Annotated in this window: 10 protein-coding genes; 4 read left to right on the forward strand and 6 right to left on the reverse strand. The window is 60.9% G+C overall.

Features of this window, described 5'->3' with window-relative positions:
• The first annotated feature begins 635 nt into the window (after positions 1-635).
• Positions 636-1196, forward strand: a complete 561-nt coding sequence (locus tag J2751_RS04715) for a TATA-box-binding protein (RefSeq protein ID WP_066417002.1) — start codon at positions 636-638, stop codon at positions 1194-1196.
• Between the two features lie 90 nt (positions 1197-1286).
• On the opposite strand, the gene J2751_RS04720 is transcribed toward J2751_RS04715, so the two are convergent.
• The 4 genes from J2751_RS04720 to J2751_RS04735 form a co-directional block, all read right to left on the reverse strand.
• On the reverse strand, positions 1287-2492 hold the full coding sequence (locus J2751_RS04720; RefSeq protein ID WP_209483673.1) for a Cdc6/Cdc18 family protein: 1206 nt from the start codon (positions 2490-2492) through the stop codon (positions 1287-1289).
• A 921-nt stretch (positions 2493-3413) separates the two neighbouring features.
• Complete coding sequence (locus tag J2751_RS04725) at positions 3414-4235, reverse strand: DUF7839 domain-containing protein (protein WP_209483675.1); 822 nt, start codon at positions 4233-4235, stop codon at positions 3414-3416.
• A 175-nt stretch (positions 4236-4410) separates the two neighbouring features.
• Positions 4411-6663, reverse strand: coding sequence for an NADP-dependent malic enzyme (locus J2751_RS04730; RefSeq protein ID WP_209483677.1), 2253 nt, complete (start codon positions 6661-6663; stop codon positions 4411-4413).
• Positions 6664-6857: 194 nt separating this feature from the next.
• Entirely contained in the window at positions 6858-7943 is a 1086-nt protein-coding gene (locus tag J2751_RS04735; protein WP_209483679.1) for a DUF7544 domain-containing protein, read from the reverse strand.
• Between the two features lie 184 nt (positions 7944-8127).
• Here J2751_RS04735 and J2751_RS04740 point away from each other — a divergent pair, with 184 nt between their 5' ends.
• Positions 8128-8592, forward strand: a complete 465-nt coding sequence (locus tag J2751_RS04740; RefSeq protein ID WP_209483681.1) for a universal stress protein — start codon at positions 8128-8130, stop codon at positions 8590-8592.
• A gap of 64 nt (positions 8593-8656) precedes the next feature.
• The gene (locus J2751_RS04745) at positions 8657-9562 is read left to right on the forward strand and encodes a DUF6159 family protein (RefSeq protein ID WP_209483683.1); all 906 of its coding nucleotides are present in this window, start codon (positions 8657-8659) and stop codon (positions 9560-9562) included.
• 32 nt (positions 9563-9594) lie between these two features.
• Here J2751_RS04745 and J2751_RS04750 read toward each other — a convergent pair whose 3' ends face one another.
• Positions 9595-10554, reverse strand: a complete 960-nt coding sequence (locus J2751_RS04750) for a D-2-hydroxyacid dehydrogenase (protein WP_209483685.1) — start codon at positions 10552-10554, stop codon at positions 9595-9597.
• 89 nt (positions 10555-10643) lie between these two features.
• Positions 10644-11831 carry a cystathionine gamma-synthase gene (locus tag J2751_RS04755; protein WP_209483687.1) on the reverse strand — a complete coding sequence of 396 codons (1188 nt, stop codon included), beginning with the start codon at positions 11829-11831 and terminating at the stop codon, positions 10644-10646.
• A gap of 160 nt (positions 11832-11991) precedes the next feature.
• On the opposite strand from J2751_RS04755, the gene J2751_RS04760 reads away from it, so the two are divergent.
• Positions 11992-13200 (forward strand): extracellular solute-binding protein, encoded by a 1209-nt coding sequence (locus J2751_RS04760; RefSeq protein ID WP_209483689.1) that lies wholly within the window; start codon positions 11992-11994, stop codon positions 13198-13200.
• The last annotated feature ends 103 nt before the right edge of the window (positions 13201-13303 follow it).

Raw genomic sequence — 13303 nt, forward strand, 5'->3', positions numbered from 1 at the left:
GTGTCCAGTGTCACCGGCGACCCGGATGACACCGAACTACCAAGGCTCACATCAGATCTCCTCTTACGCCGGAGCGCAGCGGGCGAGATCCTCATTGACTCGAGTCGGGATGTCCCGACTCAGCGAAACCGGGCCGAGTTGAACGGCCCGAGTTCGCGGTGCGTTCTTCGCATTACATTCGAACGCGCTTATACACTTAAGCACGTCGGAACGCTTCGACCGGCCGAGTTCACGGCCGGCCGCGCCTCCCACGTCGGGGGGCTCTTCGCATTCGTACGAATGGTCAGTACACATTTAACCCCATCGAACTGGAGCCACTACGTCATGCGATTTCATGGGTTAGATGATCAAGGGAGTTCGTACTACTCGCGTTCAACACGCAACGCGGACGATAGCAACGAAAGGCACGGTCAGTCGAGATCGACCGAACGGGATGATGACCTCGAAAAGTAGTGGATCGAGTGTCATCGACGAGGACCGACCGGTCGGGGTAAGGCTCAGATGGCATCGACAGCGGGACAGTTTCACGCTTCGCAGTCACCGAGGTACACGTTGTGGTCGAAAGTGCCACTGCTTTCGGGGCCGTTTATACCACGGGCGTTTATAAGGGAGGGGGACACATATAAAAGCGAACGATGACGAACCCTGCAGACTCGATCGAGATTCAGAACGTAGTTGCATCGACGGGGATCGGACAGGAGCTCGACCTAGAAGCCCTTGCAGAGGACCTTCCCGGTGCGGACTTCAACCCGGACAACTTCCCCGGACTCGTCTACCGCACGCAGGAACCGAAGGCGGCAGCGCTCATTTTCCGGTCGGGAAAGATCGTCTGTACAGGCGCAAAGAGTATCGACGACGTTCACGAGGCGTTGGGCATCATATTCGAGAAGCTTCGTGGACTACAGATCCCAGTCGAGGAGGACCCGGAAATAACGGTTCAAAACATCGTTTCGAGTGCTGACCTCGGACACAACCTGAACCTGAACGCGCTCGCGATCGGGCTCGGGCTGGAGGATGTCGAATACGAACCGGAGCAGTTCCCCGGCCTCGTCTACCGCATGGACGAACCAGAGGTCGTCATTCTCCTCTTCGGGAGCGGTAAGATCGTCATTACGGGCGGAAAGCGGACTGATGACGCGGAAGGTGCCGTCGAGGAGATCGTCGAGCGGATCGAGGGTCTCGGTCTGCTGGGTTGATCTTTCAGTCGATCGAGACGAATCGACATCGAACGGGAAGCGTTCGTGGCAGACTTCGTCGTTGGTCGGACTGTATTTCGGGGGTAGTAGCTACGTATCCGACGCATCACCGACGAGAACTTCCTTGACTACGCTGGGATCCTCAAGCAACTGGTGTTTCGTATAGCTTCCCTCCGCGCTACCACCGCTGTGTTTCGACTGTTCGATAATGTCGAGGAACGCGTGTTCCTTGAGAAGGTCACGAACTCGACGTAGTGAGAGGCTGTCCGATCCCTCCTGTCGACAGATGTTCTCGTAAATATCGTATACGCGGCTCGTCCGGAACCCGTCCTGGCCATCGTGTGACAGCGAGAGTAACGCGAGTGCCTGAAGGACGTATCGCGAATGGGGTGTCGAGCCGCGGATCAGCTCACGGAACCGATCGGTTTCCGCACGTTCACGCGCCTGCGTGACGAATCCTTCTCGGACGGTCGGTTCCCCGTTCGCCTGTGCGATCTCGCCGGCATACCGGAGAATGTCGATCGCCTTACGGGCATCTCCGTGTTCGCGGGCAGCGAGCGCGGCCGCGCGTGGGATGGTGGACGGTTCGAGAACGTCCTCGTGGAACGCGTCTGATCGGGCCTGCATGATCTCTCTGAGCTGGTTCGCGTCGTACGGAGGGAAGACGAACTCGCGCTCACAGAGACTCGACTTGACGCGTTCATCCATCCGATCCTTGTATTGGATCTTGTTACTGATCCCGATCACGCCGAGTTTACAGTCCGTAATCTTGCCGGCCTCACCGGCCCGGGAAAGTTGCATTAGGATCGCATCGTCATCGAGTTTGTCGATCTCATCGAGGATGATCAACACCACATCGTAGCGCTGATCGAGTATCCGCCACAGTCGTTTGTAATACGTCGACGTCGAGAGTCCCTTATCAGGGACGTTGATCCCAGTTAGATCGGGATCGTTGACCCCCTCCGCAATGGTTTGAACCGCCTGCGTTTCGGTCGTGTCCTGAGCACAGTCAACGTACGCGAACGTCGCGTTGACTCCCTCCTCGCCCGCCGTCGAGACGAGACGCTTGGAGACGTACTTCGCACAGAGGGACTTTCCCGTACCAGTCTTCCCGTAGAGGAGTACGTTACTTGGGCTCTGACCGAATATTGCGGGATTCACCGCGGTAGCGAGATCGGATATCTCGTCGTCGCGGCCGACTATCCGGCCCTCGCCGGGAAGGTGACTGATCTCGAGGAGTTCCTTGTTGGCGAATATCGGGTCCTCCCTCGTGAAGAGGTCGTCCGCTGCGTCCATAGATGAGACACCGGGTTTCCGGTGAAATACGTTCTGTTTCCGTCGTCGAAACGGAACGGTCGGATCGCTTGAGACACACACCGGGTTTCCGGTGAAATGGGTGTGTGGGTGGGGGTGTGGATTCATCGGAAACGAGGTGTGCTCCGTGTCCGATGTCGATGAGGGTTCAACGACCGGAAGAAAAGATGGATAGAGGACATGAGGGATGAGTAGGTGAGAGGGATGAGTAGGTGAGAGGGATGAGTAGGTGAGAGGGATGAGTAGGTGAGAGGGATGAGTAGGTGAGAGGGATGAGCAGGGAGGATCGACGAAGAAAAACAGAACAAAGAAAAACAAATAAAACAGGCAGCCAAGCAGAGCAGGCGATCGGACGAAGCGGACGGATGGAACGGAAAGCCGGAGGGAGTGGAGTGGCCAACTGGTGACACGAAAATGGAAAATGGTCAAGTGGGTTTCCCTTATTAGTCATCGATCCTCCATCGATCAGCTGCTCCATTCTAGTTCGGAACGTGCCCCAAATCGCCGCTAAAGTAGCTTCGTCTACCACACAGAATACACTTCCACCGGTTCTACACAATATTCTCTCTTCACGCAAACGGGTACATAGGAGGACACGAAGGTGATCCGATCTCTGCTTCCGGTGAAGCAGTCAAGAACTGCTACCGCAGATTCAATGAACTACTATCTACTTAGTGGTCTGTAAACAAGACCAGTATTTATTCTTTGTGTATTGTTTTGAAGGGTGAACGAGGAAACACATCAGAGGAGATGTATCCATCCCAACTGAGCCCCAACCAACACCACTCAAAGTACTACACATAACACCACCCACAGACCCATTTCACCGGAAACCCGGTGTGTCGGTACCCACAACACGTCCCACAACACGGAAGCGGATCGCGCGAGAGCAGGGACCGGAGATCAGGTCGTATCCGCCATGGGGTCGGGAACAGTAAGCGGATCCGGAACCTCGTATCGAACGCCTTTTTCTCGGAGCTGTGTGGTATGTCGTGAGAGTTCGTCGGTTGAGACGAGAAGTACTACATCCAGACCACGGAGCGCGGCCTGTGGGACTCCATCTACGGTACCGAACTGGATATCGGGTTCGAGACCGGCCGTAACGGAGCACGCGTATGCTTCCGTACCGGCAACCGCGAGGAGGTCGTTCTCATCTAATCGGGAGGTGATCACCTCGGCACTGGGGGGTTCACCCTCGGTTATTGCAGGGACCGGAATCACCGTCACGACACCGGGATCGTACTCGACGACACCTTCGAACTCTGTCACTCCGACCACTTCGCCCGCTGCCCCACCGGTAACGACGACTGCGGTCGCCGAGCCTCCCTCAGGGAGAGCGTGGAGAACCCCATCCCGCATCGCTAAGCCCACTTCGTCTCCCTCCGATACGTCACCGGTAGTGATCGCCGCATCGACATCGACGCTCCCGAGCACGTCGTCGGAAACGTGTGACACGAACTCCGAAAGGGCATCGGTACGTGTGATCAGCCAATCAACGCCCTCCTTCGTCACTTCGTATCTCCCGCGACCCTCCTTTTCGACGTACCCCCTCTCAACGAGTTCGCGAACGTAGTCACTGACGGCTTGCGAAGTGACGCCCAACACCTCTGCGACCTCTCCCTGACTGACTGCCGGCTGTCGAGCTGCGATCTCGACGAGCACCCGATACTTGCTCGCGTCGCGCTTGTTGTCGAGCACCCGTGGTGCCACTGTCTCGTCGTCCATATCAATTATGTTGATGTTGGAAGCAAGTATGTTTGGTGTCCATCAACCGGTCTAACTGACGACCAATTGACGACCCGATGAACCAGCCGCCGAACGACTCGATGAATAAACAAGCGAACGGCCCGACGAGTTGGCGGACCGGAGGACTGACCGACTAGCCGCACCCTACAGAGGTCTATTCCTGAGCGTCGACGACTGCGACGCCGCCGAGATTGACGATGTCTTTCACCTCGTCTCCACGCTGGAGCACGTGGACGGGCTGATCCATTCCGACGAGCATCGGACCGATGGCCTCTGCGCCGCCCAACCGCTGGAGCAGTTTGTACCCGATATTGCCGGCTTCCAAGTTCGGGAACACGAGGACGTTCGCTGCCTCGTCCAACTCGGAAAACTCGTAAGTTCCGTTGAGGATATCGTCAACGACCGCCGTGTCGGCCTGCATCTCCCCGTCAACCGGGAAATCAACTCCCTCGTCGTCGTGGAGGATCCCGACTGCGTCACGCGGCTTTCGGGTCCCTTCGTTGTCGACGCTCCCGAAGTTGGAGTACGATAGGACCGCGGCGCGCGGTTCGACGTTGAACCGTCGGGCGAGGTCCGCCGTGTGCCGGGTTATTTCTGCAAGCGTCTCCGCGTCAGGGTCCTGATTAACTGTCGTGTCCGCACAGAACACGACCCGATTCTTGAACGTCAGCATGTACACGCCGGCGACGGTGTCGGTGTCGGCTGCCGAGCCGATGACCTGTAGCGGCGGCCGTAATGCCGACGGATAGTGGTGTGTTAGTCCCGTCAACATCGCGTCCGCGTCCCCCGATTTCACCATGACACTTCCGAGGTAGTTCGTGTCACGACGCACTAGGTCGTGTGCTTCGCGGTGTGTGATTCCCTTTCGCTTCCGGAGTTCGTGTAACCGGTCACCGTAGTCGGAGACGTCACGTTGTGCGGGGTCGACAATCTCCGGCTGGAACGAGAGCCCGAGGTCGGTTGCGGTTCGTCTGATCTCGTCGGCGTTACCCAACAGGACCGGCTCGGCGATCCCCTGCTCGGAGAGCTGATAGGCTGCGCGTATCATCTTCTCGTCGGTCCCCTCCGCGAGCGCGATCCGCTTCGGATCGCTTTTCGCCTTGTTCAACACCACTCGCATCATCTCTCTGGACTTCCCGAGCCGGGCCTCCAACCGTTCACGGTACTGTTCGATGTCGATCTCCGTTCGGGCACAGCCAGCGTCCATTGCCGCCTGTGCGACCGCGGGCGCGATCTCGAAGAGGACTCGCGGATCGAGCGGTTTCGGGATGACGTAGTCGGCCCCGAACTGGAGCGGATCGTCTCCGTACGCCCTCACCACCGCGTCCGGAACGTCCTTTCGCGCCAACTCCGCGAGCGCCTCGGCGGCCGCGCGCTTCATTTCCTCGTTGATCTCTGTCGCTCGAACGTCCAACGCCCCACGGAACAGGAACGGGAATCCGAGGACGTTGTTCACCATGTTCGGGTAGTCGGACCGTCCCGTGGCCATGATCACGGTGTCGTCGCGGGCGGCCTTCGCATCTTCATACGTGATCTCCGGGTCGGGGTTTGCCATCGCGAAGATGATCGGGTCGGACGCCATCGACCGAACCATCTCGGGAGACACGATTCCACCGACCGAGAGCCCGACGAACACGTCCGCGTCCTGCATAGCGTCAGCGAGATCGCCGCCGGAAACGTCGCTGGCGAACTCCCGTTTGTACTCGTTGATGTCCCCGGAATCGGCTCGATCGGTCGTGATGATCCCGGAGGAGTCACACATCGTGATGTTCTCGCGTCTCGCACCGAGCGAGACGTAAAACCGCGCGGTTGCGATGGCCGACGCGCCCGCGCCGGAAAAGACGATGTCGAGCTCCGAAAGCTCCTTATCCGAGATATCGGCCGCGTTCATTAGTGCTGCTCCGGAGATGATCGCGGTGCCGTGTTGGTCGTCATGGAACACGGGGACGTCCATTTCCTCACGGAGCCGCTCTTCGATCTCGAAACACTCCGGAGCCTTGATGTCCTCCAGATTCACGCCACCGAACGTCGGCTCCATCGCCGACACGGCCTCACAGAACGGATCGACCGCGTCGATGTCCAGTTCAATATCGAAGACGTCGATGTCGGCGAACCGCTTGAAGAGGACGCCTTTCCCCTCCATGACCGGTTTCGATGCCGAGGCCCCGATGTCGCCGAGTCCGAGAACCGCGGACCCGTTCGAGACGACTGCCACTAAGTTTCCCTTCGCCGTGTACTCGAACACCGACTCCGGATCGGCGTCGATGTCCCGGCAGGGGGCAGCGACCCCCGGCGAGTATGCCAACGAGAGGTCACGCTGCGTGTTCGTCGGCTTCGTCGTCGATATCTCGATCTTTCCGGGCGGATCTACTCGATGGTACTCGCGTGCGTCGTCATCCAGTCCCATGGGTTACCCCTTTCGTGAACGGAGTAAAAAACTATCCGTACCGTCGAATGATGATTTCGACAGTCGTCTAATACGAGACGGTCGTACAAATCGCCGATACGGAGGTGTTTCAGCGTCTCTATGACGAAGCGGTGCCTCCGTAGCGAACGGTACTTCCATGACGAGGCGGTGATCATTTCGTGACCCGGGCCGAACTACTTTTTTTCGTATGACTCGGCGGACGTTTCAGACCGTTCGGTAGACACTTCGGGCTGTCCGGTACGTACTGTGGCGTTCGGGTCGACATCCGGGTCAAGCATCGCGAGCTCGGGGTCGACGCTACCGAGCATCGAGACTTCATACGCGATCAGGTACGTACGAGTAACGAGTCTGACCGGGAGAAACACGAGCAGGAGGGCGATGATCCCGATGATGACGACGAGAGCGATCGTCACAACGCCAGCGGTGGTTCCGGTCATTGCGGAGAACCCGCCGAGGAGCCCTGCCACGATCAGAAGCGTGACCGCACCGAGCACGAAAACGGCACCCCCAGCGAACAGGAACACGACGCCCTCAGCGATCGAAACTCCAACCCCGAGGAAGAAATGAACGACCAGATACAACAGGAACTCCGTCCACGACTTCCGGAGCGTTACCCAGAATCGACTCCAAGCAGTCAGTACTCCTTCGTTCCGGTGGACCATCACGGGAACGACGAACTCGTAGGTGAACCGGATGATCAGAAGCATAAGCATTGTAAGGAGACCACCGACGAGAAGCGCTAGACCGATCCCCCACCCGGAGAGACCAACGAAGACGTCGCCGACGGCGTCCGCGGGGCCCCACCCGATCGTCGTTGACGCGGCGACCGCGACGAGAAGCGGGAGGACCAACACGAGCCCGGCAACGAACGAGAAGACGAACAGGCCGAATGCCTGACGGAACCGAGCGACGAACGGAGCCCAGACGCGGACCTCGTTCGTCCGGAGCGCGTCGTAGAACACTAATCGGAGCGAGAGGGTCGCAACCGAAACGAGCACGCTGAACGCGGCGAACGCCACGCCGACGGTGACGAGGAGCCCGGTATCGAGCCCGGAAAGGACCTCGTTCGGTAACGCGCCTTCCGGGAACGGCGTGAACTCCACCTCGGGGACGAACGGTATCGAGACGTTCGTATTAACGGTGCCCATCAGGAGGACGAGGAGGGCCAGTACCGTCCAGCGAACCAAGCTGAACGGGAACAGAAACCGGCGAGTGGCCTCGACCGCATCGTCGACGGCGTCGACAGCGTGCCAACTCATACCCCACGAGTTCTCGTGGGACTACTTATAAATGCGGTAGGGATCTGGAAAACGACGGCGTTTGAACTCGATCCGCCGGGGTCAACGCGGTATCGAAACGAACCCGTCGACTGGAACTCACCGGGACCGAACCCGAGACCATCGACCGCCCCCTTTTAACTTCGGCGTCGACGAACGGTAGTGTATGTTCGACACGGTCGTGGTCGCGACGGACGGCTCCGACAGCGTGGGTAGGGCGGTCCAGATCGCGATCGATCTCGCGGCCCGCTTCGACGCGGCGGTCCACGCCTTATACGTCATCGACGACGACGAGGTCGGGTCGTCACCGGAAGCGGTGCGTGAGGACCTCCGGGACGTGCTCGACGAACGCGGCACCCAGGCGCTCGAAGACATCGTCGATCTGGCCGAGGAGCGGGACGACGAACTCGATGTCACGGCCGAGGTTCGGGAGGGTCGCCCCGCCGACGAGATCATCGAATACGCCCGCTCGATCGATGCCGGCGTCGTCGTGACCGGAACGCGCGGTCGACACGGTGAGAACCGCTTCCTGATCGGGTCGGTCGCCGAACGCGTCGTTCGGACATGTCCGGTTCCGGTGCTCACCGTCCGTCGACTCACGAGCGAGAATCCCCGTCGCGTCACCGTTTGAAACGCATCCGTCCGACGTCCCGTCCATACGTATTCTTATATCCCAAGCCGGCACAGGAGAACCCATGTCGTTCGGTACACGTTCCGGTAGGCCGGGGTTCTTCGACCGGGCCAAGACCGGATGGGCCCTCACGAAGGACAGCGCGGGCGTCATACGCGACCATCCGAACCTCCTCGTTTTCCCGCTGATCGCGGGGGTCGCAAGCGCGGCCTTTCTCGTCGTGCTCTTCGTCCCGATGCTGATCGCGAACCTGATCGGGAGCGGCTTGGAGTACGTCGCGCTGTTCGTCGTCTACTTCGCGACGACGTTCGTGAGCACATACGCGGCGGCCGCGTTGGTTCACGCGACCAACGAGGCGTTCCACGGCCGCGAACCGAACGTTATCGCGAGCCTCAAAACTGTCCGCAGTCGGCTCGGACCGATCGTCGTCTGGTCGCTGATCTCCGCAACGATCAGCGTCGTGCTCAAGACGATGGAGGACTCTGACAACCCGATCGCCGGTATCCTCCGATCGCTGTTCGCCGTCGGCTGGTCGATCATGACGTTCTTCATCGTCCCCGTGATCGTCTTCGAGGACGTCTCCGTGACCTCGATGTTCTCGAAGAGCGCGAGCGCGTTCCGCGACACGTGGGGTGAGACCCTCGGGGCCGGATTCGGGATCACGCTCGTCGTTACGCTCGTCGGCATCGTCCTCGCGATCGGCGCGATCGCCGTATCGGTCCCCGTCGCGGCGGTGTTCCCTGGACCCGGAATATTACTCGCACTCCTCCTGCTCGGCGGCGTGATCGCGTTCGCGTACCTGCTCAGTCAGACGATCTGGGGAGTCGCGAAGACCGCCTTATACGTCTACGCGGTCGAGGGGCACCGACCGGCCGAGTTCGATAACTTCGACTTCGAAACGCTCGGCGGCCGGACGGAAGAGTCAGCATCGCCCGGAACGGCCGGGAGCCGAGACACGCTCGACCTGTAACGGATCGACCGACTCTCCGCTGAGCCTACCGTTCAGGCGACCCGATTTCTGAGTTCGTTATCGCCCTCTCTTTTCCCCTCAAGTCGATCCACGTTGTCCACGAGGACGTCCGCGACGCGCTCGAAGTACTCGGGAGTGTGACCCGCGTTGTGTGGCGTGATCGTGACGTTTCCCAGTCCCCACAGCGGGTGGTCCTCGGGCAGCGGCTCCGGATCGGTCACGTCGAGTGCGGCCCCGCGGATCCGGTTGCTCCGGAGCGCACTCACGAGCGCGTCGGTGTCGACGACGCCGCCCCGAGCGATGTTCACGAGAACCGCGTCCGGTCGCATGGTTCTGAGTAGATCTGCGTCGACGAGCGTCCGAGTCTCCTCGGTGAGCGGGCATGCGAGCACGACGTACTCCGCGTTGACGACGGCCTCGTGGATCCGATCGAACCCGTACACCTCGTCGGTCGGCCCGCCCTTCTCCGGGGAGTACCTGACGCCGACCGTCTCGACATCGAACGCCGACAGCCGGTCGACCACCGTCCGCCCGATGGCACCAAGACCGACGACCGCAACGGTCGACCCGAACACCTCCGTCGTGGGATAGCTCCGCCACTCTCGGCGCGACTGCTGGCGGTGTGCCCGATGGAACTCGCGGGCGTGCCCGATCATCGCGCCGATGACGTACTCGGCGATGTTCGGTCCGTGAACGCCCGAAGCGTTCGTCACGGCGATGCCGCGGTCGGCGAGTGCGTCCATCGGGAGGTGGTTCGTCCCCGCGTACACGCAGGCGAACAGTTCCAAGTTCCCGGCGGACTGAAGGGAGCCGTCCGGAAGTCGTGGTCCGACCGCGACGCGAGCGGTTTCGAGAAGCGTTCGCTCTTCTCCGGGCGTTCGCGCGAGGGCGATCTCGTGGTCGGGGAGTCGTTTACGCAGTATCGTCGCCAACTCGGGTGCGCCGGCGCCGTGGATCGTCTGTCGCAACACGGCAATGTCAGGATCAGCCATGCGTTCGAATTCTCGTCGTGGCTCAAAAATACCGGTGCCCCGGCGGTTCGGCGGATCGAACGGTCCGTATCCCGTGAACTCCTCGATCGCTACGAGTCCGTCGCCCCCTCCCGCGCAGCGTCGAACGCCTGCTGTAGGTCGCTTTTCATGTCGTTGACGTGTTCGATCCCGACGGAAACGCGGATCAACCCGTCCGTGAGGCCGGCGTCGACCCGCTCCTCTCGCGGAATGGCGGCGTGAGTCATCGCGGCCGGCTGTTCGATGAGGCTCTCGACGCCGCCCAGCGACTCCGCGAGCGTGAACACCTCCGTCTCGCTCACGACCGTCGACGCCTCCTCCAGCGTCCCGTCGAACTCGAAGGAGAGCATCCCGCCGAAGTCGTCCATCTGCTCGGCGGCGAGGTCGTGATCGGGGTGGCTCTCCAGTCCGGGGTAGTACACTCGCTCGATATCGTCATGACTCTCCAGCCACTCGGCGAGCTCCATCGCGTTCTCGCAGTGACGGTCCATCCGCACCGAGAGCGTCTTGATCCCCCGGAGAACGAGGAAGGCGTCGAACGGGCCGGGCGTCGCGCCTACTGAGTTCTGATAGAAGCCGAGCCGTTCGTCGAGATCCGCGTCGTCGACGATCAGTGCGCCGCCGATGGTATCGGAGTGACCGCCGAGGTACTTTGTGAGTGACTGGCAAACGATGTCCGCGCCGTGTTCGAGTGGTCGCTGGAGGTACGGCGTCGCGAACGTGTTATCAACCGCACAGAGCGCGCCGTGCTCGTGAGCGACGTCCGCGAGCGCGTCGATGTCGTTTACGTTCATCAGGGGATTCGTTGGGGTTTCGACCCACACCAACTCGGTGTTCGACTCCATCGCGTCACGGACCGCGTCGTGATCCGTCGTGTCGACGAACGTCGTCTCCACGTCGTACTCGTCGTACACCTGCGTGAGGATCCGGTGGGTGCCGCCGTACACGTCGTCGCCGGCGACGACGTGGTCGCCCGCGGATAGCAGGTTGAGAACGGTGTTGATAGCGCCCATTCCCGAGGAGAAACAGCGGGCGTGGCTCCCCGACTCGAGATCGGCGAGGTTCGTCTCCAGATCGGTCCGGGTCGGGTTCCCCGTCCGGGAGTACTCGTAGCCACGATGTTCTCCGGGACCGTCCTGTTCGTACGTCGAGTTGGCATGGATCGGCGTCATCAGCGCGCCGGTCTCTGCGTCGGGCTCCTGTCCGGCGTGGATCGCGCGGGTCTCGAACTCCCGCCCGTCCGTCGGGTCGTTGCTCATACCTACCCGTCGTCCGCCGAGTCCGTCACTCTTGTCCTTCGGGTTGACTCGGTGGCGACGAGACGGCTGTCGGTCGGATCCGTATCAGTATATATCGGACCGGATCGATATGCTAACTATTATAAAAATATTAAATGGTCGGACACGGATCATTTCACGAATGACGGAAGACACTCCGAGCGGGCCATTCTCACGGCGTAACTTCCTCCTCGCTGGTAGTGGGGCAGCGACTGCCGGGATCGCGGGATGTCTCGGCAACGGAGACGAGAACGGAACCGCCGGCGACGGAACCGAAAACGGAGACGACGCCGGGGACGGGAACGGCAGCGGACGCTCGTGGGAAGTGGGACACGAGGAGTACCGAACCACGGTGACCGAGGCCGACCTCCCCGAGGAACTGTTCATCTACGCCGTCCAGACCGGATGGTCGAACTGGGACGCTGTCATGGCGGCGTTCGAGGACGAGTACGGGGTTCCCCTCCACGACGACCAGCGCACCTCCGGCGAGGCGCTCTCGGACATTCGGACGAACGCCGGAAACCAGGACTACTCCGCGTACAACGGTTTTTATCCCACCGGTCTTCAGGCGTGGGACGACGGGTTCACCACGGACTACAAGCCGGACGGCTGGGACCGGGTGCCGGACGATTTCAAAACGGACGATGGCCACGTCACGGCGACGAGACAGATGACCATCGCGATCAACTACCGGGCGGACGTCTACGAGGATCGCGGCCTTGACGCACCGGAGACGTGGGAGGACCTCAAACAGCCGGAGATCGCTCAGGATCTCGCGATCAACGTCCCGGGTGCGGGTGCGGGGCTGAACGCGATGCTGTCGATCAATCACGCGTACGGCGGCGACTTGGACGATCTCGATCCGCTGTTCGACTATCTGGAGGAGATCGGCGAACACGGCGCGCGCCACCAGCGCAACCTCGATCGGCAGTTCACGGCCGGTGAGATATCGACCTACGCCGAGTTCGACTTCGGCGGCCTGTCGACGAAGTACAACAGCGACGATATTCCCGATGAGGACGTCGGCGTCGTCATTCCACAGGGGCCCGGCGGCGGGGAGGGTGCCGTCGCAGCGCCGTACGGATTCGCACTGCTCGATAACGCTCCGAACCCCGAGGCCGGAAAGTTGTTCATGGACTTCGTGCTCTCGCTCGACGTCCAACAGCTATTCTTCGACGGGTTCGTCCGCCCGATCCGCGCGGACGAGCTGGAGGCACCCGACGAGTTCCCGCCGGCCTCACAGTACGAGGCGGCGACGTTCGAGATCGACCAAGTCGAGCTCCTGGAAAAACAGGAGGAGATCGTCTCGGAGATCATCGACCGGAGTCCGCTCCCGGGCGTCGAGGCGTAAACCGACACGTCACATCGATGTCGAATCATCCCTCTGAGTCCGGTGAGGGTCGACGGCTTCCCGCGCGCGTGCGGTCCCTAATGAATACCATCCGATCGTTCGT

Source organism: Halorubrum alkaliphilum, from assembly GCF_017873815.1.
GTDB lineage: Archaea > Halobacteriota > Halobacteria > Halobacteriales > Haloferacaceae > Halorubrum > Halorubrum alkaliphilum.